Genomic DNA, 26,999 nt, shown 5'->3' with positions numbered 1-26,999 from the left:
AATGTCAGGTGAGCGTGCGCAGGCGCGCCTTCGCCGCGCGGGCAATCGCGGCGACGGTCAGCGTGTCGAGGTCGAGCTTGAGGCGGATGAGTTGCAGCACGCGCACTTCCTCCATGCGCATTTCGAGATCGACGGCGGCAACCTCGAAGGCAGCGGCATAGGCAGTGTCGCGCAACCGCTCCGGCAGCGCTTCGGCGACACGCGCCAGCACCCCTTCCAGCCCGTCCTTGTCATGCAGCGCCTTCTGGCAGGCCTGCGCCACCGCAACCAGCCTGTCCTGGTTGAAATCGACGAACACCGGCCAGGAGCGGACGACGTCGCCGATCCGCGCCAGCTCGACATCGGTCATGTCGCGGTCGGAGGCCGATGTGATGACCATCAAGTGGATCAGCGCTTCGTGCGGGCTCAGCAAAGGCATTCAAAACTCCTAGTAGCGTGCATGTCATTTCCCCAAAACCGCGACACGCTTTGGGGTGACATGCACTTGAAAGTGAGGCTCGAACGTAGGAGCGCCATTATGGCGCCGCAAGGAAAACCACCGCAAATCGTTGACGCTCAGGTCTCTCCCGCCTAGAGACCGGTTGAAACTCTATCCGCCGCAAAGCCGGCGTCTGACCTGGAAGACAATAACATGACGGGATCAAACATCATCGATCTCACGCCCGAGATGCTTGCCGCGGCCGCCGAGAGCAAGGCCTGGCCGTTCGAGGAAGCCAAGAAAATCATCGCCCGCTACAAGGGCAAGGACTTTCCCGAGACCGTCCTGTTCGAGACCGGCTACGGCCCCTCGGGCCTGCCGCATATCGGCACCTTCGGTGAGGTGGCGCGCACGACCATGGTGCGGCATGCCTTCCGGGTGCTGACGCAAGACAAGGTCAAGACAAAGCTTTTGTGCTTCTCCGACGACATGGACGGCATGCGCAAGATCCCGGAGAACGTGCCGGACCGCGCGGCACTGGAACCCTATTTGCATATGCCGCTGACGGCGGTGCCCAATCCGTTCGGCGGCGACTATGCGAGCTTCGCCGACCACAACAACGCGATGCTGTGCCGTTTCCTCGACACGTTCGGCTTCGACTACGAATTCGCCAGCGCGACGCGGTATTACAAGGCCGGTCGCTTCGACGAGGTGCTGCTGCGCGCCGCGGAGCGCTATGACGAGATCATGGCGGTGATGCTGCCGACGCTGGGGCCGGAGCGCCAGGCGACCTACAGCCCGTTCCTGCCGATCTCGCCGAAGAGCGGCCGCGTGCTCTACGTGCCGATGAAGCAGGTCGACGCCAAGGCCGGCACCATCACCTTCGACGACGAAGGCACCGAGACGACGCTGCCTGTCACCGGCGGCCATGTGAAGCTGCAGTGGAAGCCGGATTTCGGCATGCGCTGGGCAGCGCTCGGTGTCGATTTCGAGATGTTCGGCAAGGACCACCAGACCAATGCCGGGATCTATGATCGCATCTGCAACATCCTCGGCGGCCGCGCGCCGGAGCATTTCGTCTACGAACTGTTCCTCGACGAGGAAGGCCAGAAGATCTCGAAGTCGAAGGGCAATGGCCTGACCATCGACGAATGGCTGACCTATGCGCCGACGGAGAGCCTCGGCCTCTACATGTACCAGCGGCCACGGCAGGCGAAGAAGCTCTATTTCGACGTCATCCCGAAGGCGGTGGACGAGTATTACGCTTTCCTTGGCGCCTATCCGCGCCAGGACTGGAAGGAACGGCTCGGCAACCCGGTCTGGCATATGCATGACGGCAACCCGCCGGCCATCGACCTGCCGGTGCCGTTCGCGCTGCTGCTCAACCTGGTCAGCGCCTCCAACGCGCATGACAAGGCGGTGCTGTGGGGCTTCATCTCGCGGCATGCGCCGGGCGTGACGCCGAAGACGCATCCGGAGCTCGACCGGCTGACCGGCTATGCGATCCGCTATTTCGACGACTTCGTGAAGCCGACCAAGGTCTACCGCGCCGCCGACGAGGTGGAGCGCGAGGCGCTGGCGAAGCTCTCCGACGCGCTCGGCGCGCTGCCGCCGGGCGCCGACGGCGAGGCGATCCAGAATGCCGCGCTCAACGTGGCGCGCAAGATCGAGCGCTATCAGGACCATTCCAAGCAGAGCCCGGAAGGGGGGCCCGGCGTGTCGGTGGCCTTCTTCCAGATGATCTACCAGGTGCTGATCGGCCAGGAGCGCGGCCCGCGCTTCGGGTCGTTCGCAGCACTCTATGGCATTGCCGAGACGCGCGCGCTTATTGAGCGGGCGCTGGCTGGTCAGTTGGCGGCGTAACGTCGCCGCCTTCCGCCGGCAGGATGGAATCCGGGGCCTCCGGCGCCGGTCCTGACGCGGCCGGCAGCGCCGGCAGGCCGTCAAGCTTCGGCGCCGGGCCGAAAATACCCTTCCTGGCGGCGCGGGCCTTGTTCTCGGCCTCGACATAGGGACCGCCTTGCGCGGCGCGCGCCCAGCCATTTTCCACCAGCCACTGGCCGATATCCTGATTGCCGATATGGCATTCGGCGGAAATGGTGTCGCGATCGCCCTCCGGCGGAACCGTGCAGGCGACCGCCCGGCCGCGCAGGAAAGCGCGGAAGGCCGTCCTGGCGCGGGCGCCGCAGGCCCAGCTCTTGCCCTCGTCGCCGCAGGTTTCGTCCGCCTTGACGACATCCACGCCGGAGACGGCGACGGCATAGCCCTTCGACTCGATCAGCCCGGCCGCGGCGGCGACCGGCTGGAACAATTTCGTGCCGTTCCAGTCGCCTGGCATCTTCGTCTTGGGCGGCTTGGGCGGCCCGGCCAGCGCCAGATCGCTGAGCGGCGCACGCGGTTCCACCCGTTCGAGTTCCTGGTCCGACAGTTCCGGCGGCGCCACGGTTTCGGGATCGATGGCCCTCGAATGAACGGCTGGCTGCGGAGCGGCAGGCGCGGGAATGGCCGAGGTCGCCGGCTCTTCCGGCGGCGTCTCAGCGCCTGGATCTGCAAGCGCGTCCGGATCGATCCGATCCACCGCGATCGTGCTGTCATGGCCTTTGATTGCGCGCCCGCCGGCTACGACAAGCGCCGCCATCACCGGTATTGCCAGAACGGCAAAAGCTGTTTGAAGAAGCCGCACCGGTCCGGACCTACTGGCTCGCCCAGACGATGCGCGCCACCCATTCGATATCGCGCGTCGGGATGTCGCGGTCCGGGTGAGCCGGATTGAGCGAGACCAGCACGATCGATTTCACCGTCTGCCGGTCGAGCACCTTGGCCATCACTTCGCCGGCGGTGGTCTTGACGACGACACGGTCGCCCTTGCGGGTCGGCGCCCCGGGCTCGACGATCAGCACGTCGCCATTGCGGTAAAGCGGCAGCATGGAATCGCCTTGCACCTGCAGCGCGTAGGACGTCTCGGTCGCCCGCGCCGGAAGCTCGACCAGATCCCAGCCCTGCCCCGCCGGATAGCCGGCATCGTCGAAGAAGCCCCCCGCGCCGGCCTGGGCGAAACCGAGCAACGGAACCGCGCTGCGATGCTGGGCAATGACGGCGGCGCCGCGTCCTTCGACCAGTCCGGTGAATTCCTCCAGCGACGCGCCGGTGGCCTCGATGATCTTGGCCAGCGATTCGGTCGAGGGCCAGCGCGGCCGGCCGTCGGACGACAGGCGCTTGGACTTGTTGAAGGCCGTCGAATCGAGGCCCGCGCGCCGGGCAAGGCCGGAAGCCGAAAGCGAATAGCGCTCGGCGAGAGCATCGATTGCAGCCCAGACGCGGTCGTGAGAGAGCAATGCCGCGCTCCTTTGGAACAGGAAAAAATGCCTCTTCCTGTCTAGCCTGCGGCCGCACCATTGTCCACCGGTAGCGGCGGGCCGGGCTAGAAAGTGATCCGCCGGCTCGGTAAATCAGCCTCACTTGCTTCGAAGCGCGATCGGGCCGCCTTGGCCTGTTCGCGCAAATTCCGGTGCGAAAGCATGAAGGCCCGCTCGGCTTCGGTCGGCGGGCGTGGGCTGGCGGCGTGGCCGAGCGCCGCGACGACCTCGTCTATGTCGAGGAAGCGGCGGCCGCTGCGATCATAGACGCCGCCGGTGGTCAGGATCAGCACCGCCGTGTCACCGCCATCGAGCACGAAACGATGCCGGCCGATGACGGACGTGCCCTCCCAGGTCTCGATCGACGAGACCACCTCGAAGCGGCGCCACAGCTTGATCTCACGCACATAGGCCACCTGCAACCCGCCGATCATCGGCGCCCAGCCATTCTTGCGCGCGAGCGCGATGAGGCCGACGCGCAGGAAGATGTCGATGCGCCTACAGCGCCGCGCGTCCTATTGGACGCGCAAAGGACGCTGTAGCACTTTGAGTGGCGCATGATCCTTTCCGAAATCGATTCCGATTTCGGGGTCATGCGCAAGATCGGCCAACATCATGTAGCGGGCGTTGTTGAGATGCAGGTTGAAGTCGATGTCGATCGGCAGGCAGCGAAAGGCCAGCCGGCTTCCATCGCCGACCCGATATGGGCCACGGCTCGACGCCGTGGCCATGGTGCGGGCCATACGCACCCAGACATACATGCTGGTTCGTCAGGCCGCCTCTCTGACCTCGCCCTTCTGGTAGGGGTCGAAGCGCTGGTAGAAGGTCTCGCCCTTCTCGGCCATGTCGAGCAGAAGCTTCGGCGCCTTGAACTCGGCGCCATACTTCTTCTGCAGGCCCTTGGCGATCTTGACGAAACGCTTGGCGCCGATGCCGTCGATGTAGGACAGCGCGCCGCCGGTGAAAGGCGCGAAGCCGAAGGCGAGGATCGAGCCGACATCGGCCTCGCGCGGATCGGTGACGATGCCCTCCTCCATCACCCGCGCCGCTTCCAGCGCGATGGTGACCAAGAGGCGCTGCTTCAGCTCCTCATAGTCGACCTTGTCGGGGTTGAGCTGCGGATAAAGGTCCTTCAGGCCCGGCCACAGCTTCTTTTTCGCCGGCTTGGCCGGATAGTCGTAGAAACCCTTGCCGTTCTTGCGGCCGAAGCGGCCATGCGTGTCGACCATGGTGTTGATCAGCGCCATCTGCCTGGGATCGACGGCCTTCTCGCCGAGATCCCTGATGGTCTGCTTCATGATCTTCTGGGCAAGGTCGACGGCCGTCTCGTCGGTCAGCGCCAGCGGGCCGACGGGCATGCCGGCGGCCTTGGCGGCATTCTCGATCATCGCCGCAGGCACACCCTCGATCAGCATCTTGTAGGCTTCCGACATGTAGCGCAGCACACAGCGGTTGACGTAGAAGCCGCGCGTGTCGTTGACGACGATCGGCGTCTTCTTGATGGCGCGCACGAAGTCGAAGGCGACGGCTAAGGCCTTGTCGCCGGTCTTCTTGCCGAGAATGATCTCGACCAGCATCATCTTGTCGACCGGCGAGAAGAAATGGATGCCAATGAAGTTCTTCGGCCGCGACGAGTTCTTCGCCAGAGCGGTGATCGGAATCGTCGAGGTGTTGGAAGCGAAGATCGCCGACGATTTCAGCACCGCTTCCGCCTTCTCGGTGGCTTCCTTCTTGACGTTCGAATCCTCAAAGACCGCCTCGACGACGAGATCGCAGCCGGCAAGGTCGGCATAGTCCGCCGTCGGCGTGATCAGCGACAGGAGCTTGTCCTTGTCTTCAGGTTTGGCGCGGCCCTTCTTGACCTGGTCGGCCATCAGGCTGTCGGAATGCGCCTTCCCCTTCTCGGCCGAGGGCAGATCGCGGTCGAGCAGCACCACCGGAATCCCGGCTCGCGCGGTGACATAGGCGATACCCGCGCCCATGAAGCCGGCGCCGAGGATGCCGATCTTCTTGAACTTGGTGTCCGGCACGCCGGCGGGACGGCGCGCGCCCTTGTTCAACTCCTGCAGCGACAGGAACAGCGAGCGGATCATCGCCGCCGCTTCCTTCGACTGCATGATCTCGGTGAAATAGCGCTGCTCGATCCTGAGCGCGGTATCGAACGGCACCAGCAGGCCTTCATAGACGCATTTCAGGATCGCGGCCGCGGCCGGATAATTGCCGTAGGTTTCGCGGCGCAGGATGGCGATCGCCGGCGGCCAGAGATTGGCGCCGGCCGCCGAATAGATCGGACCGCCCGGCAGCTTGAAACCCTTCTCGTCCCAGGGCGCCACCGGCTTCAGGCCGTTCCTGATCATCGCCTTGGCGGTCTCGACGAGTTTCGAAGGCTCGGCGATCTCGTGGATCAGGCCCATCGCCTTCGCCTTCTGCGGCGTCAGATTCTGTCCGGTGGTCAGCATCTGCAGCGCCTGCTGCTGGTCGGTCAGCCGCGGCACGCGCTGTGTGCCGCCGGCGCCGGGGAAGATGCCAATCTTCACTTCGGGAAGCGCCATTTTCACCTTGTCAGAATCAGCGGCGACGCGGCCGTGGCAGGCGAGCGACATCTCGAAGGCGCCACCCATGCAGGTGCCGTTGATCGCCGACACAAACGGCTTGCCGCAGGTCTCGATCTTGCGGAAAAGGCCGGTCATGTAGCCGGCATTCTCGAACAGCGCCTTGGTCGCCTTCTCGAGGTCTTTCTCCTTGTCGACGGCAAAGGTGGCCAGCATCTTCTGCAGCATCGTGATGTCGGCGCCGCCGGAGAAAGAGTCCTTGCCCGACGTGATGACCGCGCCCTTGATGGCGGCATCGCCGGCCACATGATCGACGATGGCGTTCAACTCGCGCATCACCTCCTCGGTGAACACGTTCATCGAGCGGTCCGGCATGTTCCAGGTGATCAGCGCGATGCCGCCGGCGTCGATGTCGAGGGTGAAATTGGTGTAGCTCATCTCTTCTCTCCCCGTCAGACGCGTTCGATGATGGTGGCGGTGCCCATGCCGGCGCCGATGCAGAGCGTGACCAGCGCGGTGTTCAGGTCGCGGCGCTCCAGCTCGTCCAGCACCGTGCCCAGGATCATGGCGCCGGTAGCGCCGAGCGGATGGCCCATGGCGATCGCGCCGCCATTGACGTTGATCTTGTCGTGCGGGATCTCGAAAGCCTGCATGTAGCGCAGCACGACGGAAGCGAAGGCCTCGTTGAGCTCGAACAGGTCGATGTCCGACAGCTTCATCTTGGCGCGCTTCAACAGCTTCTCGGTGACGTCGACCGGACCGGTCAGCATCAGCACCGGTTCCGAGCCGATATTGGCGAAGGCGCGGATGCGCGCGCGGGGTTTGATACCCATGGTTTTCCCGGCCTTCTTCGAGCCGAGCAGCACGGCGGCGGCGCCATCGACGATACCGGAGGAATTGCCGGCGTGGTGGACGTGGTTGACCTCCTCGACCTCCGGATGCTTCTGCACGGCGACCGCGTCGAAGCCGCCCATCTCGCCGGGCATGACGAAGGACGGGTTGAGCGAAGCCAGCGACTGCATGTCGGTCGAGGGCCGCATGTGCTCATCATGGTCGAGAATGGTGAGCCCGTTCTGGTCCTTGATCGGGATAACCGAATTCTTGAAGCGGCCATCGGCCCAGGATTTCGCGGCGCGCTTCTGGCTCTCGACCGCATAGGCGTCGACATCGTCGCGGGAAAAGCCGTATTTGGTGGCGATCAGGTCGGCCGAGATGCCCTGCGGCACGAACCAGCCGGGCAGGCCGACGGAGGGGTCCATGAACCAGGCGCCGCCGGACATACCCATGCCGACGCGCGACATGGATTCGACGCCGCCGGCAATGACGATCTCGTCCGCCCCTTGCGCGATCTTGGCGGCGCCGAAATTGATGGCGTCGAGACCCGAGGCGCAGAAGCGCGAGATCTGCATGCCGGGCGCCGAGGTCGCGTAGCCGGCCTCGAAGGCCGCGGCGCGCGGAATGACGGAGCCCGCCTCGCCGACCGGATCGACGCAGCCGAAGATGATGTCGTCGACAGTGCCGGTGTCGAGCCCGTTGCGATCGCGCAGTGCCTCGAGCGTCCTGGCGGCGAGCCTGACCGCCGGCACCTCGTGCAGCGAGCCATCCTTCTTGCCCTTGCCGCGCGGCGTGCGCACGGCGTCATAGACGTAAGCCTCAGTCATTTTCGTGCTCCTTGGCTTTGCCGGCCGCCGCGCTTAGAGAGAGCGCCCGATCAGCAATTTCATGATTTCGTTGGTGCCGCCGTAGATGCGCTGGACGCGGGCGTCGCGGTACATGCGGGCGATCGGATATTCATTCATGTAGCCATAGCCACCGTGCAGTTGAAGGCATTCGTCGACGACTTTGCCCTGCAGGTCGGAAAGCCAGTATTTGGCCATCGAGGCGGTGACCGGATCGAGGCCGCCATCGATATGGCGGGCGACGCAGTCATTGTAGAAGACGCGGCCGATCGTGGCCTCGGTCTTCAATTCGGCCAGCTTGAACTGGGTGTTCTGGAAATCGATGACGGCCTTGCCGAAGGCCTTGCGTTCCTTGACGTAGTCGATCGTGAGCGCCAGCGCCCGCTCGATCATGGCGATCGCCCCGGTACCGATCTGCAACCGCTCCTGCGGCAGTTGCTGCATCAGCTGGACGAAGCCCTTGCCTTCCTCGTGGCCGAGCAGGTTCGAGGTCGGCACGCGCACATCGTTGAAGAACAGCTCGGACGTGTCGTTCGACTTCAGCCCTATCTTGTCGAGGTTGCGGCCGCGCTCGAAGCCCTCGACCTCGTCGGTCTCGACGACGATCAGCGAGGTGCCCTTGGCGCCCTTTTCCGGATCGGTCTTGGTGACGACGATGATCAGGTTGGCGAGCTGGCCGTTGGTGATGAAGGTTTTCGAGCCGCTGATCTTGTAATGATTGCCGTCCTTCTCGGCGCGGGTCTTGACGCCCTGCAGGTCGGAGCCGGCGCCGGGCTCCGTCATGGCGATGGCGCCGATCAGCTCGCCCGTCGCGAGCTTGGGCAGCCATCTCTCTTTCTGCTCCTCGGAGCCGTAGTGCAGGATGTAGGGTGCTACGATCGAATTGTGCAGGCCGATGCCGAAGCCGTCGACGCCGACATGGCCGATCGCCTCGATGATGGCGCTCTCATGCGCGAAAGTGCCGCCCGAGCCGCCGTATTTCTCCGGCATCGAGGCGCAGAGCAGACCGGCGGCTCCGGCCTTCAGCCAGCTCTCGCGATCAAACATCTCGTTCTTCTCGAACTCGTCGTAGCGCGGCGCGATCTCCTCCGCCATGAAGCGGGACGCCATGTCGTAGAGCATGCCGACCTCGTCCGCCGCCCATGCGGGCTTCGGCAGGCCAAGAATTTCGGCTGGATTTGTCGCCACGATTTCCTCCGCGTTCCGACAATTGTGGGCCGGCGGTGCCGGCCCGCCAAACCTAGAACGCTTCCGCCGGCAGCGCCATTAGCGTGTCCGCGCCACTGGAAATGCGGGCAAGCCGCGTTGCCGTTTCCGGCATGACGCGCTCCATGAAGAAGCGCGCGGTCACCAGCTTGGTGTCGTAGAAGGGCGAGCCCCCGTTGGCCCCATCCGCCAACTTCGCCTGTGCGGATTTCGCCATCTGCGCCCACATGTAGCCCAGCGCCACCAGGCCGAAGAGATGCATGTAGTCGGTGGAGGCGGCACCGGCATTGTCGGGCTTGGCCATCGCGTTCTGCACCAGCCACATGGTGGCCGCCTGCAGGTCGTTGAGGCCCTTCTTCAGCGACTTGGTGAAGGGCGCCATCTTCTCGTCGGCGCGGTTTTCCTCGCAGAACTCGCCGACTTCCTTGAAGAAGGCCTGCACCGCGCGGCCGCCATTCTGCGCCAGCTTGCGGCCGACGAGGTCGAGCGCCTGGATGCCGTTGGCGCCTTCATAGATCATGGCGATGCGGGCATCGCGCACGAACTGGCTCATGCCGTGCTCTTCGATGTAGCCGTGGCCGCCGAACACCTGCTGCGCCATCACCGCGTGATCGAAACCCTTGTCGGTGAGCACGCCCTTGACCACCGGCGTCATGAGGCCGGTGTAATCGTCGGCCGCCTGGCGGTCCTTGTCGTCACCGGAGCGATGCGCGACGTCGGACTTGATAGCCGTCCACAGCGCCAGCGCGCGGCCGGCCTCGTTGAAGGCCTTCATGGTCATCAGCGAGCGGCGGATGTCGGGATGGACGATGATCGGGTCGGCTTTCTTGTCCGGCGCCTTGGCACCCGACAGCGAACGGCCCTGCAGGCGGTCCCTGGCGTAGGAAACGGCATTCTGATAGGCGATCTCGGAGACCGAAAGCCCCTGCAGGCCGACACCGAGGCGGGCCTCGTTCATCATCGTGAACATGGCCTTCAGGCCGCCATTCAATTCGCCGAGCAGCGTGCCCTCGGCCTCGTCATAGTTCATGACGCAGGTCGAGTTGCCGTGAATGCCCATCTTCTCCTCGATCGAACCGCAGGAGAGCGTGTTGCGCTCGCCGGGATTTCCCGAGGCATCGAGCTTGAACTTCGGCACGATGAACAGCGAAATGCCCTTCACGCCTTCCGGCGCGCCCTCGGCGCGGGCCAGCACCAGGTGGACGATGTTGTCCGACATGTCGTGCTCGCCGGCGGAGATGAAGATCTTCTGGCCGGAAATCCTGTAGGTGCCGTCACCATTGGGAGCGGCCTTGGTGCGCAACAGGCCGAGATCGGTGCCGCAATGCGGCTCGGTCAGGTTCATGGTGCCGGTCCAGGCGCCCCCGATCAGCCTGGGCAGCCATGTGGCCTTCTGTTCGTCCGTGCCGTGGGTGACGATGGCCGCGATCGCGCCTTGCGTCAGGCCGGGATACATCATCAGCGCCATGTTGGCGGAGATCATGTATTCGGACACGGCGGTGTGGACGGCATAAGGCAGGCCCTGGCCGCCGAACTCGGCAGGTGCCGCAAGCCCCATCCAGCCGCCTTCGCGATACTGGTCGTAAGCGTCCTTGAAGCCCTTGGGAGTCGTCACCGAGCCGTCGTCATGGCGCACGCAGCCTTCCATGTCGCCGACGCGGTTCAGCGGATGCATGACGTTCTCGGCAAGCTTGGCGCCCTCCGCGAGGATCGCCTCGAGCACGTCGGGCGTCGCGTCCGAGAAGCCCGGAAGGTTGGAATAGCGCTGAAAGCCCAGCACGTCGTTGAGAACGAACAGCGTATCCTGGATCGGCGCCCTGTAGATCGTCATGCCTTCCTCCACCCTATAGTGCCGGCCGGCAAGTTGCCTGTCCTGGACAGGAGACCGGGCCAATGTCGATGCCCCGATAGCAAATATTGACGTTTGCGTAAACGTCAACTTCGTCGCAGCCAAAAATTTATGTGAGCGGTCAGGCATTGTGGCGACAAAAAAGCCGCGCGGCTATGGCCACGCGGCTTCTACGTCCGGGGTGTTTCCGGAGAGCGGGCGATCAGCCGGCGGCGCTGGCCTGCGCCGGCGCGGCGCGCTCGACGAGCATCTGACGCACGACCGACATCGAGTTGCTCAGCTCGCCGATAGCATCGTCGATCAGCGCCCGCTGCTTCTGCAGGCGGGCGAGCTGCTTCTCCGACTTGTCGAGCGCCAGCCGCAACTGCTTGGTGTTGGTGCCGCTCGGATCGTAAAGGTCCATCATCTGCTTGACGTCGCGCAGCGAGAACCCGACCTTGCGGCCGAGCAGGATCAGCTTCAGCCGGGCCTTGTCGCGGCGCGTATAGAGACGGGTCGAGCCGTCGCGATGCGGATTGAGCAGGCCCTTGTCTTCATAGAAGCGCAGCGTGCGCAACGTCACGCCGTATTTCTTGGCCATCTCGCCGATGCGGACGAATTCCTCGCCGGCTTCGACCGGTATGTCATTGGTATTGGCCGCGGCCTCGCCGGGCGAAACAAGTTTCATGGTCACTGGCTTTCCCCTGGTGGCGTCGCGGTCGCGGACCAAGCGTCGCCTGAATGGAAGCGGGGGCGTGCTTCCAATCGTGGTTGCAACAAGTCAATCGCAAGAGGCACGGCTTCGCACCTTTTACGTTTACGTCAATTCTATATCGACAGCCGCAAGGTGACGCAAGGGCGTTGTCGAAACGGACCTTTATGCCGCACCCGGATACCAGCTTGTCGGGCGGCTCACGATTTATGCGCGACTTCTTAAGCTTGGTTAACGCCTTGTTTACCACGTTGGGCGAAATGTGCGCATGTCGGTCACCCGTGTTTATCCTGTAGCGAATTTTTCACGGTTTTTCGAAGCGTGGGTGAAACCCGGGAAGCCCGTCTTCCTCCGCAGCAAAACCGCTCGGCTCGCTTCGTTCCCGGCAGGACTTTGGGAAACCGGCTTTGGCCGGCCATTCTGAACACGGGCGCATCGATGAACAGCAAGCGGTCCTATCTCGATACACTCAACGCCGGCAGGCAACGCCGGCCGCAGCCCTCGCTCGAAGAACTGAACCGCTCGCTCGAAACGCTGGAGCAGCGGCTGGACCGGACGCGGGCCGACATGCCCGATCGCCCCGACCTGCGGCGGCCGGCCGAGCCGCGTTATCCAAGCACGCAGCCTTACGGCCAGCCGCGCTGGTACGAGGATCCCTATTCCGCGCAAAGGCCCTTGGAGCGGGTGCCACAAAGCCCGGCGCCGCAGAATCCGCGGCCGCAAGATCGCGCCCCGCAAAATCCCGCGCCGGCCTATCAGGCGATCGCGCGCGACATCGACCGGGTGCGCGGCCAGGAAGACAGCGTCGCCATGGTCGGCAAGATCGCCGTCGAACTGCGAGGCCTGCGCGAGGAATTGCGCCACCAGATGACCGTCGGCCTGCAGCGCGAATTCGAGGCGTTCCGCCAGGACATCGACCGCGCCATGCAGGCCAACAGCCAGCGCGGCGCTCCGTCGGGCGGCATGCCGGACAAGAGCAGCGCCGAACTCGGCCTCGAATTCGAACGGCTTTCGGGCGCCATCCAGTCGCTCGCCGAAAAGAGCGACGACCGCAGCATCAACCTGCTGCGGCTGGAACTGGAACAGGTGAAGGGCGCGCTGGACACGCTGGCGCGCGAGGAAAGCCTGCAGAAGGTCGACCGCCGCTGGGACGATTTCGACCGCCGCTGGAGCGCCTTCGAGGACCGCGTCGATGCCGACCAGCGCAAGCGCGCGGAAGGCCCGGGCCTTTCGGTGCTGACCGACCGGCTCGAACAGATCAGCAGCGCCGTCAACAGCCTGCCGGAATCGCTTTCGCTGCGCTCGCTGGAGGAAAAGGTGCGCACGCTTGCCGGCGCGGTCGATCGGTTCGCCGGCCAGCAGACCGCGCGCGGCGGCGAAACGCTCGCCATGATCGACGAGCGGCTGGACGAGATCTCCCGCGCCATCGTCGCCTCGACCGTGGCTGCGCAGGCCAATGCCTTCGACCCCGAAACCTTCGGCCGGATCGAGAAGCGCATGGCATCGCTGGCGGTTCAGATCGAAGAGGTCGCGCAGTCGCGGCCTGGAGCGGAAGTTCTCGATCACCTCAACCTCCTGTCCAGCCGCGTAGACCAGTTGGCTGGCCGCGCCGACCTGCCCAAGCAGGCCATGGAGCGGCTCGGCCAGCAGATCGCCTTGATAACCGACAAGATGGACCGCGCGCCGGCCATGCCCGATGCCGAACATATCTTCCAGGGCCTGGAGCGCCGCTTCGACGCGCTGTCGATGCTGCTCGAGCGCCGCCAGGGCGACGCGATGGAACAGGGCAACATCCTGTTTCGCGATCTCGAGCGGCGGCTGGACGAGGTGGCGGACAGGCTCGACCAGCGCACGCGCCAGGACGACAGCGCCGGCATCATGGAAGCGATCGACGCCCGCTTCACCGCTTTGGCCAAGCGCATCGAGACGCGCATCCCGGATCCCGCCAACGACATGGCGATCCGCGGGCTGGAAAGTCGGCTCGAGGACATTTCCAGCCGGCTGGAATCGTCCGCGCAGCAGGTCGCGGGCATCGATCCTGCCCTGATCCGCAGCCTGGAAGCGCAGGTCGCCGGCCTGTCGGCACATCTCTCCAAGCCCGGCACGCCGCTGCCCGAATTCGAAGATATCAGCCCGCGCCTCAACGAGATCGAGAAGTCACTGGCCGGCACGCGCGATTCCATCTTGAGCGTGGCGCGCGAGGCGGCCGAGAGCGCCGTCAAATCGCTTGCCGATTCGACGTCCAGCACGGCCCAGACCAACGCGACCGCCGTTGCCGGCCTCGCCCAGGACCTGAAGACGCTCGAAGCGCTCACCCGCCGCTCCGACGAACGCAACTCGCGGACATTCGAGGCGATCCACGACACGCTGCTCAAGATCGTCGACCGGTTGGGTTCGCTGGAAACGAGCGAGACCAGCGAAGCGGTCAGCGAACTGGTCGATCCGCAACCGGCCGGCAAGCGCGGCGGCCGGGGCGGCAAGATCGCGGTGCAGGACGCACCGTCGATGGACATCGACCAGCCGCTTCCGCTCACCGGAGACATGGCCGGCCTGGAAGGCCGCGCAGCGGCCATCATGCGCGATGAGACAAGCGAGCAGCGCACGCCCGCCGAGGCAGCGGCTGAAGCGGCCTTGGCAGCCCTGGGGCCGGACGCGATCGGCGACAAGAGCGAGACGGCCGGCCGCAGGAAATCGATGTTCAGCGGCCTGGCGCGCGCCTTCAAGGGCAAGAAGGAAGCGGACACGCAGCCGCTTGCCGGCTCGGCGCCGGTCGGCGACGTGCCGAGCGTCGACATCGACGAGCCGCTCGACCCCAGGGCCGCGAACCGGCCCTTGGAACCCGGCTCCGGCGCGCCGGACCTCAACGCCATCATGAAGCGCGTGCGCGACGAACGCGGCGGCCAGCCGACCCGGCGCACCGAGGGCGACGCCGCCAAGTCCGATTTCATCGCCGCGGCCCGCCGCGCGGCCCAGGCCGCCGCAGCGGAGGCGGACACGCTGAAGCGGCAATCGACCATGACCGGCCCGGTGAAGGCGCTGAGGATAGGCGACCTGCTCAAGGCGCGGCGCAAGCCGATCCTGATGGCGGCCGCGGCGATCATGATGGCGCTGGCCGGCCTGCAGCTGGGCAAGGCTTTCTTGTCCGATCCCGTCGAAACGGCCAACAACCAGCCCGCCCCGATCGTCTCCACGCAGAGGGTCGACACGGCTTCTCTCGATGCCACAGCCGCGCCGAAGGCCGACACGCAAAAGACCGACGCGGACACCACGCAGGCCAAAAGCGCCCCTGCCCACCCCGTCAGGCAGGCGGAGCCCGTCATTGACGCGGCACCGGCCGCTTCCATCCCTGCAAGTCCTGAGGCGGCCGCAGCCATGCCGGCCGAACCGGCGCCCGCGCCGATGGCTTCGGCGACGCCGTCCGAGCCTGCCGCAGCCGCCACCGCGACGGACACGGATGGCGATACGCAGCCGATGGCCAACGCCCCGGAGACGACCGGTCCCGCAGCCGAGAGCACCCCGGCGGGCGCGCCGACGACTACCTCCGCCGACACGACAGGCGCGGTGCCGTCCGCAGCAAGCCAGACGGCCGCGGCCAAATTCGACATTCCCTCCGAAATCGGTCCGGTGGCGCTGCGCGACGCGGCCGCCGGCGGCGACGCCAAGGCGCTGTTCGAGGTCGGCTCGCGCTATGCGGAATCGCGCGGCGTGAAGGAAGACATGAAGGCGGCCGCCAAATGGTATGAGCAGTCGGCCGAGCTAGGCTTCGCGCCGGCCGAATACCGGATCGGCAATTTCTACGAAAAAGGCATCGGCGTCGCGCGCGACATCAAGAAGGCCAAGACCTACTACCAGCTTGCCGCCGAACAGGGCAACGCCAGCGCCATGCACAATCTGGCGGTGCTGTTCGCCATGGCGGCGGACGGCGTGACCGACAATGAATCGGCCACGCACTGGTTCCAGGAAGCCGCCGACCTCGGTGTCAAGGACAGCCAGTTCAACCTCGGCATCCTGGCCGCCAAGGGCGTCGGCATGAAGCAGAACCTGGAAGAATCCTACAAGTGGTTCGCGATCGTCGCCAAGACCGGCGACAAGGACGCCGCTGCCAAGCGCGACGAGATCGCCAATGCGCTGCGGCCCGAGCAGCTTGAGCGGGCGCGTGCCGCGACGGAATTGTGGAAGGCCAAGCCGCTCAACGCGGCCGCCAACTCTGCCGACGTTCCGGAATCCTGGCAGGACAGCGCGCCGCAGACCACCGCCGGCATCGACATGAAGAAGGCGGTGAAGAACATCCAGCTGATCCTCAACAAGAACGGCTACGATGCCGGCGGTGCCGACGGCGTGATGGGCGGCAAGACCAAGAACGCCATCATGGCCTTCCAGACCGACAACAAGATGAAGCCGACCGGCGAGGTCGACGCGCCGCTCGTCAAGGCGCTCCTGGCGCACAAATAACGGCAGGCGCGTCGCATACGCGACGCCTTGCCACACATTTGCCTGTTAACTGATTGAGATGGTTTTTGTTTCGATGCGGCGGCGGGGTTTGAAACCCGCCGCCGCATCGGCGCAATAAAAAATTGGCTTTTCGGTGCTTTAGTGTCCGGGGACGGCACTATGCGCCGATAGACAAACTGATCGAGACAGCCGGGTGGGCATCTATCTCCCGATCGCGGAAATTTCCGTCAACGTCTTCGTGCTGCTGGCGATGGGCGCGGCGGTGGGCTTCCTGTCGGGCATGTTCGGGGTCGGCGGCGGCTTCCTGATCACGCCGCTCCTGATCTTCTACAACATCCCACCGGCGATTGCGGTGGCCACCGGCGCCAACCAGGTCATCGCCTCCTCCTTCTCCGGCGCGCTCTCGCACTTCAAACGCGGCACGCTCGATTTCAAGCTGGGCGGCGTGCTTCTGGCCGGGGGCATCGTCGGCTCGACGGCAGGCATCTTCGTCTTTGCACTGTTGCGCCGTCTTGGGCAGTTGGACCTGTTCATCTCGCTGCTCTACGTCGTGCTGCTCGGCACCGTCGGCGGGCTGATGCTGGTCGAGAGCGTCAACGCGCTGCGCGCCAGCCGCAGCGGCGCCGCGCCCGTCTTGAAGAAATCCGGACAGCACAACTGGATCCACCGGCTGCCGTTCAAGATGCGCTTCCGCGCCTCGAAGCTGTTCGTCAGCGTCATCCCGGTGCTCGGCCTCGGCGCCGGGATCGGCTTCCTTTCGTCGATCATGGGCGTCGGCGGCGGCTTCATCATGGTGCCGGCGCTTATCTACCTGCTCAAGGTGCCGACCAACGTCGTTATCGGCACCTCGCTGTTCCAGATCATCTTCACCTCGGCCTATACGACCCTGGTGCATGCCACGACCAACCAGACGGTCGACGTGATCCTGGCCTTCCTGCTCATGGCCGGCGGCGTTGCAGGCGCGCAATATGGCGCCAAGGCCGGCCAGAGGCTGCGCGGCGAGCAATTGCGGGCGCTGCTGGCGATGCTGGTTCTGGCCGTCGCCATACGCCTTGCCGTCGATCTCTTCGTGACGCCGCCCAATCTCTATTCGCTTACCGCCGCGGGCCTCAACTGATGGCGGCACGACAAGCATTTGCAGCCGCCGTCTTGTTGTCGATGCTCTTTGCCCTTTCCCCGGCGACGGCGCAGACGCCGCCCGCCGAAAGCATCCAGATCGGCCTGTCGACCGACGCCATTTCCATCACGGCAGGCTTCTCCGGCGCCGACCTCACCATCTTCGGATCGCTGGAAAATCCCGATCCGTTGGTCGCGCGCCAAGGACGCTACGACGTGATCGTCGTGCTCGAAGGGCCGCCGAGGCCCGTCGTGGTGCGGCGCAAGGACCGGGTGCTCGGCGTCTGGATCAACCTGGACTCCGAGACGTTCGAGAACGTGCCGGTCTCCTATTCCGTTGCGACGACGCGGCCGCTGCAGGACATCGCCGAGCCTGCCAAGTACAAGCAACTCTCGCTTGGCGCGCAGAACCTCTACATGAAGCCCGCCGACGAGACCGACAGCCCGGCAACCATCGAGGAATTCACCGCCGCACTACGCGACCGCAAGGCGGCGACCGGCCTCTACAGCGAGAATGTCGGCGGCGTGCAGTTCCTGTCGCAGAACCTGTTTCGCGCCACCGTGCGCCTGGCGCCCAATGTTCCGGTCGGCACGCACAAGGCGCGCGCGTTCCTGTTCAAGAGCGGCATGTTCGTCAAGGAAAGCTCGGCCCAGCTCGAAATCCGCAAATCCGGCTTCGAGCAGTCGATCTTCCGTGTCGCGCACGACTATTCCTTCCTCTACGGCGTGTTCGCCATATCGCTCGCCATGCTGACCGGTTGGCTCGGGCGCCTCATCTTCCGCAAGGATTGATCTTCCGGGAAAATGGAAGGACCCGTTTCCCGTCAAAAGAGGGTTTCCCTTTTCCCGGTTTTGCGATACATCGCCGCCTCCCAGCCCTAGGGACAAGCAACACATTCAATTTCGATAGAGCGGTCCGGCCTTCCGGATGACGGCGCGCAATGCGTCGGCTTGCCGCTATGAAACAACGACAGGAGGCTGCGATGCGATCGGCATTCGGCGGCATCGATTTCGGCACGTCCAATTCCACGGTGGGCGTGATCCGCGACGGCCGCGCGCGACTGGTGGCGCTGGAAGGCGAGCAACCGACCTTGCCCAGCGCCGTGTTCTTCAACTTCGAGGACGGCTACACCTATTTCGGCCGCCGTGCGATCGGTGACTACACCGACAGCATCGAGGGCCGTCTGATGCGCTCGCTGAAGAGCGTGCTCGGCAGTTCGCTGGCCAACGAGAAGACACGCATCAAGGCGCGCCAGATCGGTTTCGTCGACATCATCGGCCTGTTCATCGATCATCTGAAGAAGCGTCTGGAAGAAGATGCGGGCGGTCCGGTCGATAACGTGGTGCTCGGCCGGCCCGTGCAGTTCGTCGACGACGACGCGGCCGCCGATATGAAGGCGCAAGGCGAGCTTGAAAAAGCAGCCCGCGCGCAGGGCTTCAGGCACATCGCCTTCCAGTTCGAGCCGATCGCGGCGGCGCTCGACTACGAGCAGACGGTCACCGGCGAGGAGCTGGCGCTGATCGTCGACATGGGCGGCGGCACCTCCGATTTCTCGATCGTGCGGGTCTCGCCGGAGCGCGCGCGCTCGACCGACCGCAAGGCCGACATCCTCGCCAATCGCGGCATCCATATCGGCGGCACCGACTTCGACCGGCTGCTGAGCATCGCCCATGTGATGCCCGAGCTCGGCTATCTGACCCGGACCAAGGACCACAAGCGCAACCTGCCCGCGGCCTATTTCATCGATCTGGCGACCTGGCAGCGCATCAACCTCGTCTACACGGCCAAGGCGATGAACGACCTGCGGCATATCCGCTACGAGGCAGAGCGTGCCGACCTCGTCGACCGCTTCATCCACGTCGTCGAGCATCGCTACGGTCATGCGATGGCGGGCCTGGTCGAAAGGGCGAAGATCGCGCTGACCGACCAGCCCTCGGCGCAGGTGAAAGTGTCGCTGCCCGGCGCGCGCTTCGCGGCCGAGATCACGCGCGCGGGCCTCGAAGAGACGATCGGTGGCGACATCGAACGCGTGACCGAGACGGTCCAACAGACGATCGCCGATGCCGGCGTTGCCGCCTCCGCCATCACCGCCGTGTTCCTCACTGGCGGCTCGACCGCCATCCCGCTGGCGAAGCGGCGGATCCTGTCGCTGGTGCCGCAGGCCTCGGTCATCGAAGGCGACATGTTCGGCTCGGTCGGGCTTGGCCTGGCGCTCGATGCGCAGCGCAAATACGCTTGAGCGTTGTTTGTCGCAATTAGCTGGGGTAGTGCATCCAGTGGCGGGCGGCATGCCTAGGAGATTGGCCAAAACGCCCGTCTCTTCGTCATCCACGGGCGGAGCGGGAGCGAAGCGGACGCGCAGACCCGAGGATCCATTCCGTGACATCCGAGTGCCGCAACCGTGCAGAATTCTGCCCCGTTGCATTCCCGGGCGGATGTAACGGAATGGACTCTAGGGTCGCTACGCGACTGCTTTGCCCCAGAATGACGAAGTTCGGAGGTGCCAGCCAATCGCGAGCGTTTTGCGACAATCCTCATCCTGGGACGCGGCTTGGCGTCAGCCGACCTTCCCGCCGAGATGCGCCTTCAGCGCCATCTGGGCGCGGCCTTGACTGCCGGGTCGATAGCGTTGCCTGCCTGAAATCCGGGCCAATCGCTACAAAGACGAAGATCGCACTTAACCGGTGATCGTGATGGGGATCGCGCCATAGCGATCAGCCGTGCTTTTCAGCATCGTTTTCACCTTCAAGTTTTTGCCGCAGCGCCAGCATGACGCGGTGCGTGGTTTTGATGTCTTGAACCGAGAGCCCTTCTGCGAGCGCGTTGGCGCGCGGGTCGTAAGCCCTAATCGCAGCGTCGTAGGTTCGCTGCCCTTTGTCGGTCAGCACGACGAGGTGCGCCCGACGATGGTGCGGATTGGGCTGGAACTCGACCAAGCCCTCCTTCGCGAGATCGTTGACGATGCGCTGGACGTTTTGCCGGTTTGCGCCGAGATCGCGGGCAAGCCACGCCACCGGCTGCAAACGGTCGGCCAAGGCAATTGCGCCGAGAATTTGCCACCGAGCACTGGTCAGCCCGAGCGGAGCGACGAGCCGGTCGCCCCATGTCAGCGTCAGGTTGTTCACCCGGAACACGGTGAGGATCAGATCGGTCAAGGCTTCGCCTTCCGGGGTGCGAATGGCGTCGTTCATTTGTCATCACCTATCTTTATTGACATCATTATGTCAAGATATTATGTGTCCATTGCTACGAATTGACACCATAGAGACAATTTGGACGGAGAGCCACTATGTCCCTTCTCAGTGCTCGGCGTGTGGGCGGTCAGCCGTTAAGGGGGGCAGCGATGCTCAAGATCGTCCATCCCGTTGCGGGCCTGATTGCCGTCCTCACCATCGCGACCTTCTGGCTCTCAACTGCGCTTTCCGAACTCTTCGGCTCCGAAGCGGCCGTAGTCGCGGTGAAGACGGCTGTCCCATGGGGTCTCTTCATCCTGATCCCGGCTCTTGCCGCCACCGGAGGTTCGGGCTTCGCCTGGTCGAAGGGGCAGCGCCAAGGGCTTGTCGGCACGAAGCTGAAGCGTATGCCGTTCATAGCGGTGAACGGCATTGTCGTCCTCATCCCGGCGGCACTGTTTCTCGCCTCGAAGGCACGGGTGGGCGAGTTCGACACGACGTTCTACATCGTGCAGGCGCTCGAACTGATCGCCGGCGCAACAAACATCACGCTCCTCGGTCTGGCGATACGGGACGGTATGAAGCTGACGAAGTGGCGGCGTGGCAGCTTCCTCAAGCGGGGCGTCGCCTATACGACCAGCCTCATCGGCAAGGAAAACGTCGCTCGCGGCACGCTTGCGATCCACCTGAAGAAGCCGGAGGGCTTTGCCTTCAAAGCCGGTCAAGCCGTCTATGTGACTTTGCCTGGATTGAAGGAAGCGGACGGCAAGGGCCGCGTGCGGACCTTTTCCATCGCAAGCGCGCCGGACGACGCCGATCTGGTGATTGCGACCAGGCTCACCGACTCCGCCTTAAAGCGCGGTCTTGCAAGCCTGCCTGTCGGATCGGCTGTCGAGATAGAAGGCCCCTACGGTGATTTGACGCTGCATGGCGATGCCGCGCGGCCGGCGGTGTTCCTTGCGGGCGGAATGGGCATCACACCGTTTCGCAGCATGATCCGTGACGCCGCCACGCACGCGCGCGCCCGTAACCTCATTCTCTTCTACAGCAATCGAAGCGCAGAAGACGCCGCGTTCCTCTCCGAACTAGAGCAGACTGCGCGGGAGAACCCCGGCTTCAAGCTGGTGGCGACAATGACCGATGCGGGGGACTGGCAAGGCGAGCGCGGTTTCATCACGCGCGAAATGATCGAACGGCATCTCGGCGACATCGCCAGCCCGGTCTTTTGTCTCGCCGGTCCCCCGGCAATGGTTGCGGCGATGGAAACTCTGCTCAAAGCGGCAGGGGTGAAGGCCGAAAACGTCCGCGTGGAGGTGTTTGCCGGATACTGATGATCACGCTGTCGCAAAAACGGCGGATCCTCTCGCGGGTGCCGCAGTCCTCCGTCATCGAAGGCGACATGTTCGGCTCGGTCGGGCTTGGCCTGGCGCTGGATGCGCGGCGGAAGTTCGCGTGAGCGTTGTTTGTCGCAATTAGCTGGGGCAGTGCATCCAGTGGCGGGCGGCATGCCTAGGAGATTGGCCAAAACGCCCGTCTCTTCGTCATCCACGGGCGGAGCAAGGAGCGCAGCGACGCGGCGCAGACCCGAGGATGACGAAGTTCGCAGGCTTCGGCCCAATCGCGAACGTCCGCGATGATCTGCAACCCAACAACGCAATCCGGCTGCGCCCTGGGCTCAGCCGACCTTTCCACCCAGATGCGCCTTCAGCGCCATCTGGGCAAGGCTCGCTTGGCGGTCGCGGTGCGTGATCATGGCGAAGTCGCGTTTCGGCAGTTCGACCGGCACGGCTCTGAGGCTGCCCTCCGCCAGGGAGCGCGCGACGACGAGCTCCGAGATGATCGTGGCTCCGGCGCCGGCCTCGACCGCCTGACGCACGGCCTCGTTGCTGGGCAGGACGAGGAATATCTGCAGCTCCGCCGGCGGAACCCCCTGGCTGTGCGCGAAATCCTCCAGCGCCTCACGCGTGCCCGACCCGCCTTCCCTAATGATCCAGCGCAACGCCCTGATGTCGAGATTTCCCGCCCGCGTCATCGGAATTTCGGGATGCAAGCGCGCCACCACCAGCATCGGGTGGTCCTCGTCGACGGTGGCGCGGCGCAGGATGTCGGACTCGGTGCGGCCCTCGACCAGGCCGAAATCGGCACGGCCGTCCAGCACATTGGTCTCGACCTGCCTGGTGTTGCCGATCGTCACGCTCAGCTTCACGGCCGGATAGGCTTCATGGAAGGAAGCGAGGCGACGCGGCAGCCAGTAGCTGGCGATGGTCTGGCTGGCCGCGATCGACAGGCTGCCGGCGACGGTCTGGGAGACATCCTCCAGCACGCCGCGGGCAGCCGCGGCGCGATCCAGGACCGCCTTCGCTTCAGGCAGGAAGCGGTGGCCGGTCTGGGCCAATTCGATGTTGCGGCCAACCCGGTTGAACAGGCGCACGCCATGCTGGCTTTCGAGCGCGCGGATAGCGGCCGACGCCGCCGACTGCGAGATGCCGAGCCGCTCGGCGGCCTTGGTCATATGGCCGTGCTCGGCGACGGCGACGAAGATGCGCAACTGGTCGAGAGTCATGGGCCCAACTAAGAAGCAAAATCGATCGGAATTACAAGAGCTGCTTGTTAGACGCATTAATGGGTTTGTTCTAAGTTTTCATCGGAAGTTGGAAAAAATTGGCTGCGTTGCCGCCAAGGTTTGAAATGATCGGGCGCTTCAAATCCCTGTTCGCGCATTGGAACCGCCGTCTGAAGCGGCAGTTGGCCGGCGAGCGCTATCATCCCGAGCTCCACTACATGCGCGGCCCGGGACCCAATACAAAGGCCAAGATGGCGAGCGGCAAGAGCATTCGCGGATCATGAGCAAAGCCGCGCCGCGCGGCGCCAATTCCGCACCCTCGCAACGGCCGCTGGCCGACAGCCGAGCGCCGGATGAGGGCGATGGCGTAGAGACCTCGCCAAGCGTCTCCGACCGCATCGCCAAGACCACCTGCTACATGTGCGCCTGCCGCTGCGGCATCGATGTCCACATCAAGGACGGCAAGGTCCGCTACATCAACGGCAACAAGGACCATCCGGTGAACCGCGGCGTGATCTGCGGCAAGGGCAGCTCCGGCATCATGCAGCATTACAGCCCGGCGCGGCTGAAGAAGCCGCTGCTGAGGACAGGCCCGCGCGGCTCGGGCGAGTTCCGCGAGATCGAATGGGACGAAGCGCTGACCATCGCCACCGAGCGCCTCTCGGCGATCCGCCGCACCGACCCGAAAAAACTCGCCTTCTTTACCGGGCGCGACCAGTCGCAATCGCTGACCGGCTGGTGGGCGTCGAAGTTCGGCACACCCAATTTCGCCGCGCATGGGGGCTTCTGCTCCGTCAATATGGCGGCCGGCGGGCTTTACACGATCGGCGGCTCGTTCTGGGAGTTCGGCGAGCCCGACTGGGACAACACCAGATACTTCATGCTGTTTGGTGTCGCCGAGGACCATGATTCCAATCCGATCAAGATCGGCCTCGGCAAGCTCAAGGCGCGCGGCGCCAAGGTGGTTTCGATCAACCCCTGCCGGACCGGCTACAATGCGATCGCCGACGACTGGATCGGCATCCGGCCCGGCACCGACGGCCTGTTCGTGCTGGCGCTGGTCCATGAACTGCTCAAGGCCGGACGCATCGATCTCGACTATCTGCTGCGCTACACCAATGCGCCGGTGCTGGTCGTGCAGGCGCCGGGGGCCGCCGATGACGGACTGTTCGTGCGCGATGTGGACGGCCATCCGCTTGCCTGGGACAGGCTGGCGAAGACCCCGGTCAACGCAGCCGACCCCGAAGCAAAGCCGGCGCTGACCGGTAGCTATGAGATCGGTGGGCGGCGCTGCGTGCCGGTGTTCCAACTCATTGCCGAGCGCTATCTAGACGAGACCTACGCGCCGGACGCGGTGGCGGAGCGCTGCGGTGTTGCCGCCGAGACGATCCGCCGGATCGCAGCCGAATTGGCGCATGTCGCCTTCGAACAGACGATCGAGCTGCCGATCGCCTGGACCGACTGGGCGGGCCGGCGGCACGAGACGATCAAGGGCCGGCCGGTGTCGATGCACGCCATGCGCGGCATCTCCGCCCATTCCAACGGCTTCCACACCTGCCGCGCCATCCATCTCTTGCAGGTGCTGCTCGGCACCGTCGATGTCCCCGGAGGCTTCCGATTCAAGCCGCCCTACCCGCGTCCGGCGCCGCCGGGGCCGAAGCCATGCGGAAAAAACGTCCGGCCGATGACGCCGCTCGACGGCATGCCGCTCGGCTTCGTCTGCGGACCGGACGATCTTCTCGTCGACGAAGACGGCCGGCCCGCCCGCATCGACAAGGCCTATTCCTGGGAAGCGCCTTTGGCCGCGCATGGGCTGATGCATTCGGTCATCCGCAATGCCTGGGCCGGCGATCCTTATCCGATCGACACGCTGATGATGTACATGTCGAACATGGCTTGGAACTCGTCGATGAACACCGTCGAGACGATTGCCATGCTGACCGACAAGGACGGGGCCGGCGCCTACAAGATCCCGTTCATCATCTATTCCGACGCCTATTATTCGGAGACGGTGGCTTTCGCCGACCTGGTGCTGCCCGACACCACCTATCTCGAGCGGCACGACTGCATCAGCCTGCTCGACCGGCCGATCAGCCATGCGGACGGCCCGGGCGACGCCATCCGCCATCCGGTGGTGCAGCCGGATCGCGACGTGCGGCCGTTCCAGTCGGTGCTGATCGAGCTCGGCGCGCGGCTCGGTCTGCCTTGCTTCGTCGAGGAGGACGGTTCGGCGAAATACCGCGACTATGCCGATTACATCGTCAACCACGAGCGCACGCCAGGCCTCGGCCCTTTAGCCGGCTGGCGCGGCAAGGATGGCGGCTCGATCGGCAGAGGCGACGTCAATCCTGACCAGCTGCAGCGCTACATCGACAATGGCGGCTTCTGGCACCAAGATTTTTCCGACGACCAGCGCTATTACAAAATGGGCAACCGCGCCTATCTCGATTTCGCCGTCGAGATGGGTTTCATCCCCAAGGCCGAGCCTATCGTCTTCCAGCTTTACTCGGAGCCGATCCAGCGCTTTCGCCTCGCCGCGCGCGGCCATGGCACGGTGCAGCCACCCGATGCCGAGCGCAACCGCATCGAGACCTACATGGACCCGCTGCCGTTCTGGTACGCGCCTGTCGAGGAAGACGCCGTCGATCTCGAAAGATATCCGCTGCATGCGCTGACGCAGCGGCCGATGCACATGTACCATTCCTGGGGCTCGCAAAATGCCTGGCTGAGGCAGATCACCAGCCAGAACCGGCTGTTTGTGCATGCAGACACCGCCACCACCCTTGGCCTTGCCGACGACGACTGGGTGTGGATCGAGAGCCTCAACGGAAGAGTGAAGGGCCAGATCAAGCTGATCGACGGCGTGAACCCGGACACGGTGTGGACCTGGAACGCGATCGGCAAGCGGCGCGGCAGCTGGGGCCTGAAGGACGATGCGGCAGAGAGCAATCGCGGCTTCCTGCTCAACCACATCATCGGCGACCAGACGTCCGCCGACGCCAACGGCAAGCGCTATTCGAATTCAGACCCGATCACCGGACAGGCGGCATGGTTCGACGTGCGCGTGCGGATCGCAAAATGCGCGGCTGAGGAAGCCGGCTTCACCGAGCCGCAATTCGAGCGTTTCGCCCGGCCGCCACATTTCGAGCCTTCACCGGATGTGCTCCGCTTCGGCGCCGCGTTTCGCATGAAGAGGGAAGCCGCCGAATGACCTGCCTTCCCGCCCGGACCGAGAAGAAACTCGGCCTCGTCATCGACCTCGACACCTGCGTCGGCTGCCAGGCCTGCGTCACCGCCTGCAAGGAGTGGAACACCGGCGGCCACATGGCGCCGCTGACCGACATCGATCCCTATGGCGGGCATGTCGACGGCGTCTGGTTCAACCGGGTGCACACTTACGAGCACATGACGGAGTTGGGCGGCCGCACGGTGAACTTCCCGCGCTCCTGCCTGCATTGCGAGACACCGGCCTGCGTCACCGTTTGCCCGACCGGCGCCTCCTACAAGCGCGCCTCGGACGGCATCGTGCTGGTCGATGAGGATAAATGCATCGGCTGCAAGCTGTGCAGCTGGGCCTGCCCTTACGGCGCGCGCGAGTTCGACACCGATGTCGGCGTGATGAAGAAATGCACGCTCTGCGTCGACCGCATCTACAACGACAATTTGGCGGAAGAGGACCGCGTGCCGGCCTGCGTCGCCGCCTGTCCGACCAGCGCCCGGCATTTCGGCGATCTCGGCGATCCGGCTTCGGCGATCTCGCAACTTGTCGAGGAGCGTGGCGGCGTGGCGCTGATGCCGGAGCTTGGCTACAAGCCGACCAACAGATACCTGCCGCCGCGCGCGCGCAGCCAGCGCGCAGCGAAGGTGGATGCGCCGGCGCTGGAGCCGATCAAGGTCGAGGGCGGGTTCCTTGGCTGGATCGACCGCATGCTTTCGAACTGAT

General features: G+C 64.7%; 20 protein-coding genes and 1 pseudogene. 9 read left to right on the top strand and 12 right to left on the bottom strand.

What is annotated here, in order from left to right:
* Positions 1–4: 4 nt before the first annotated feature.
* Positions 5–418 (bottom strand): tellurite resistance TerB family protein, encoded by a 414-nt coding sequence (locus tag RFM52_RS20175; protein WP_320297681.1) that lies wholly within the window; start codon positions 416–418, stop codon positions 5–7.
* Positions 419–631: 213 nt separating this feature from the next.
* Between RFM52_RS20175 and RFM52_RS20170 the strand changes: the two genes are divergently transcribed.
* On the top strand, positions 632–2,281 hold the full coding sequence (locus RFM52_RS20170) for a lysine--tRNA ligase (RefSeq protein WP_320297682.1): 1,650 nt from the start codon (positions 632–634) through the stop codon (positions 2,279–2,281).
* Here RFM52_RS20170 and RFM52_RS20165 read toward each other — a convergent pair.
* The 8 genes and pseudogenes from RFM52_RS20165 to RFM52_RS20125 all read right to left on the bottom strand — a co-directional run bounded on the left by RFM52_RS20165 (position 2,244) and on the right by RFM52_RS20125 (position 11,727).
* Positions 2,244–3,101: a thermonuclease family protein gene (locus tag RFM52_RS20165; protein WP_430699284.1), complete on the bottom strand. Its 858-nt coding sequence runs from the start codon at positions 3,099–3,101 to the stop codon at positions 2,244–2,246. The genes RFM52_RS20170 and RFM52_RS20165 overlap by 38 nt on opposite strands.
* 10 nt (positions 3,102–3,111) lie before the next feature.
* Complete coding sequence (locus RFM52_RS20160; RefSeq protein WP_320297684.1) at positions 3,112–3,753, bottom strand: S24 family peptidase; 642 nt, start codon at positions 3,751–3,753, stop codon at positions 3,112–3,114.
* Positions 3,754–3,839: 86 nt separating this feature from the next.
* Positions 3,840–4,535 (bottom strand): annotated as a pseudogene (locus RFM52_RS32810) (thioesterase family protein).
* 9 nt (positions 4,536–4,544) lie between these two features.
* Entirely contained in the window at positions 4,545–6,764 is a 2,220-nt protein-coding gene (locus RFM52_RS20145; RefSeq protein WP_320297685.1) for a 3-hydroxyacyl-CoA dehydrogenase NAD-binding domain-containing protein, read from the bottom strand.
* A 14-nt stretch (positions 6,765–6,778) separates the two neighbouring features.
* A complete protein-coding gene (locus tag RFM52_RS20140; RefSeq protein ID WP_320297686.1) occupies positions 6,779–7,987 on the bottom strand; it encodes an acetyl-CoA C-acetyltransferase in 1,209 nt (402 codons plus the stop codon).
* 33 nt (positions 7,988–8,020) lie between these two features.
* The gene (locus RFM52_RS20135; protein WP_320297687.1) at positions 8,021–9,193 is read right to left on the bottom strand and encodes an acyl-CoA dehydrogenase family protein; all 1,173 of its coding nucleotides are present in this window, start codon (positions 9,191–9,193) and stop codon (positions 8,021–8,023) included.
* Between the two features lie 52 nt (positions 9,194–9,245).
* A complete protein-coding gene (locus RFM52_RS20130) occupies positions 9,246–11,042 on the bottom strand; it encodes an acyl-CoA dehydrogenase (RefSeq protein WP_320297688.1) in 1,797 nt (598 codons plus the stop codon).
* 220 nt (positions 11,043–11,262) lie between these two features.
* Positions 11,263–11,727 carry a MerR family transcriptional regulator gene (locus tag RFM52_RS20125; protein ID WP_320297805.1) on the bottom strand — a complete coding sequence of 155 codons (465 nt, stop codon included), beginning with the start codon at positions 11,725–11,727 and terminating at the stop codon, positions 11,263–11,265.
* A 462-nt stretch (positions 11,728–12,189) separates the two neighbouring features.
* Here RFM52_RS20125 and RFM52_RS20120 point away from each other — a divergent pair, with 462 nt between their 5' ends.
* The 4 genes from RFM52_RS20120 (at position 12,190) to RFM52_RS20105 (ending at position 19,559) form a co-directional block, all read left to right on the top strand.
* Positions 12,190–16,203: a peptidoglycan-binding protein gene (locus RFM52_RS20120; RefSeq protein ID WP_320297689.1), complete on the top strand. Its 4,014-nt coding sequence runs from the start codon at positions 12,190–12,192 to the stop codon at positions 16,201–16,203.
* A gap of 193 nt (positions 16,204–16,396) precedes the next feature.
* A complete protein-coding gene (locus RFM52_RS20115) occupies positions 16,397–17,320 on the top strand; it encodes a sulfite exporter TauE/SafE family protein (RefSeq protein ID WP_140629510.1) in 924 nt (307 codons plus the stop codon).
* Positions 17,320–18,111 carry a TIGR02186 family protein gene (locus tag RFM52_RS20110; RefSeq protein ID WP_320297690.1) on the top strand — a complete coding sequence of 264 codons (792 nt, stop codon included), beginning with the start codon at positions 17,320–17,322 and terminating at the stop codon, positions 18,109–18,111. Before RFM52_RS20115 ends, RFM52_RS20110 begins: the two co-directional genes overlap by 1 nt.
* Before the next feature lie 191 nt (positions 18,112–18,302).
* Positions 18,303–19,559, top strand: a complete 1,257-nt coding sequence (locus RFM52_RS20105) for an Hsp70 family protein (protein ID WP_320297691.1) — start codon at positions 18,303–18,305, stop codon at positions 19,557–19,559.
* A 475-nt stretch (positions 19,560–20,034) separates the two neighbouring features.
* On the opposite strand, the gene RFM52_RS20100 is transcribed toward RFM52_RS20105, so the two are convergent.
* Entirely contained in the window at positions 20,035–20,511 is a 477-nt protein-coding gene (locus tag RFM52_RS20100; RefSeq protein WP_320297692.1) for a MarR family winged helix-turn-helix transcriptional regulator, read from the bottom strand.
* Between the two features lie 152 nt (positions 20,512–20,663).
* Between RFM52_RS20100 and RFM52_RS20095 the strand changes: the two genes are divergently transcribed.
* Together RFM52_RS20095 and RFM52_RS20090 are read left to right on the top strand one after the other, a co-directional pair.
* Positions 20,664–21,824 (top strand): ferredoxin--NADP reductase, encoded by a 1,161-nt coding sequence (locus RFM52_RS20095; RefSeq protein WP_320297693.1) that lies wholly within the window; start codon positions 20,664–20,666, stop codon positions 21,822–21,824.
* Complete coding sequence (locus RFM52_RS20090) at positions 21,824–21,949, top strand: hypothetical protein (protein WP_320297694.1); 126 nt, start codon at positions 21,824–21,826, stop codon at positions 21,947–21,949. The genes RFM52_RS20095 and RFM52_RS20090 overlap by 1 nt, the downstream gene beginning before the upstream one ends.
* Positions 21,950–22,168: 219 nt before the next feature.
* Here the strand turns inward: RFM52_RS20090 and RFM52_RS20085 are convergent, their stop codons facing one another.
* Positions 22,169–23,056 carry a LysR substrate-binding domain-containing protein gene (locus RFM52_RS20085; protein ID WP_320297695.1) on the bottom strand — a complete coding sequence of 296 codons (888 nt, stop codon included), beginning with the start codon at positions 23,054–23,056 and terminating at the stop codon, positions 22,169–22,171.
* A 56-nt stretch (positions 23,057–23,112) separates the two neighbouring features.
* On the bottom strand, positions 23,113–23,259 hold the full coding sequence (locus RFM52_RS20080) for a hypothetical protein (RefSeq protein ID WP_320297696.1): 147 nt from the start codon (positions 23,257–23,259) through the stop codon (positions 23,113–23,115).
* Positions 23,260–23,336: 77 nt separating this feature from the next.
* On the opposite strand from RFM52_RS20080, the gene RFM52_RS20075 reads away from it, so the two are divergent.
* Positions 23,337–26,267: a molybdopterin oxidoreductase family protein gene (locus RFM52_RS20075; protein WP_320297697.1), complete on the top strand. Its 2,931-nt coding sequence runs from the start codon at positions 23,337–23,339 to the stop codon at positions 26,265–26,267.
* On the top strand, positions 26,264–26,998 hold the full coding sequence (locus RFM52_RS20070; RefSeq protein ID WP_320297698.1) for a 4Fe-4S dicluster domain-containing protein: 735 nt from the start codon (positions 26,264–26,266) through the stop codon (positions 26,996–26,998). Before RFM52_RS20075 ends, RFM52_RS20070 begins: the two co-directional genes overlap by 4 nt.
* Position 26,999: the final 1 nt, after the last annotated feature.

The organism is Mesorhizobium humile, assembly GCF_033977215.1.
Taxonomy (GTDB): domain Bacteria; phylum Pseudomonadota; class Alphaproteobacteria; order Rhizobiales; family Rhizobiaceae; genus Mesorhizobium; species Mesorhizobium humile.
The sequence above is the reverse complement of the archived record's forward strand: the minus strand, read 5'-3'. Positions and strand labels throughout refer to the sequence as shown.

Coding starts and splice junctions, on each gene's coding strand:
- RFM52_RS20175 (WP_320297681.1), bottom strand. CDS start 418: ATGCCTTTGCTGAGCCCGCACGAAGCGCTGATCCACTTGATGGTCATC.
- RFM52_RS20170 (WP_320297682.1), top strand. CDS start 632: ATGACGGGATCAAACATCATCGATCTCACGCCCGAGATGCTTGCCGCG.
- RFM52_RS20145 (WP_320297685.1), bottom strand. CDS start 6,764: ATGAGCTACACCAATTTCACCCTCGACATCGACGCCGGCGGCATCGCG.
- RFM52_RS20140 (WP_320297686.1), bottom strand. CDS start 7,987: ATGACTGAGGCTTACGTCTATGACGCCGTGCGCACGCCGCGCGGCAAG.
- RFM52_RS20130 (WP_320297688.1), bottom strand. CDS start 11,042: ATGACGATCTACAGGGCGCCGATCCAGGATACGCTGTTCGTTCTCAAC.
- RFM52_RS20125 (WP_320297805.1), bottom strand. CDS start 11,727: ATGAAACTTGTTTCGCCCGGCGAGGCCGCGGCCAATACCAATGACATA.
- RFM52_RS20120 (WP_320297689.1), top strand. CDS start 12,190: ATGAACAGCAAGCGGTCCTATCTCGATACACTCAACGCCGGCAGGCAA.
- RFM52_RS20110 (WP_320297690.1), top strand. CDS start 17,320: ATGGCGGCACGACAAGCATTTGCAGCCGCCGTCTTGTTGTCGATGCTC.
- RFM52_RS20105 (WP_320297691.1), top strand. CDS start 18,303: ATGCGATCGGCATTCGGCGGCATCGATTTCGGCACGTCCAATTCCACG.
- RFM52_RS20100 (WP_320297692.1), bottom strand. CDS start 20,511: ATGAACGACGCCATTCGCACCCCGGAAGGCGAAGCCTTGACCGATCTG.
- RFM52_RS20095 (WP_320297693.1), top strand. CDS start 20,664: ATGCTCAAGATCGTCCATCCCGTTGCGGGCCTGATTGCCGTCCTCACC.
- RFM52_RS20090 (WP_320297694.1), top strand. CDS start 21,824: ATGATCACGCTGTCGCAAAAACGGCGGATCCTCTCGCGGGTGCCGCAG.
- RFM52_RS20085 (WP_320297695.1), bottom strand. CDS start 23,056: ATGACTCTCGACCAGTTGCGCATCTTCGTCGCCGTCGCCGAGCACGGC.
- RFM52_RS20080 (WP_320297696.1), bottom strand. CDS start 23,259: ATGATAGCGCTCGCCGGCCAACTGCCGCTTCAGACGGCGGTTCCAATG.
- RFM52_RS20075 (WP_320297697.1), top strand. CDS start 23,337: ATGAGCAAAGCCGCGCCGCGCGGCGCCAATTCCGCACCCTCGCAACGG.
- RFM52_RS20070 (WP_320297698.1), top strand. CDS start 26,264: ATGACCTGCCTTCCCGCCCGGACCGAGAAGAAACTCGGCCTCGTCATC.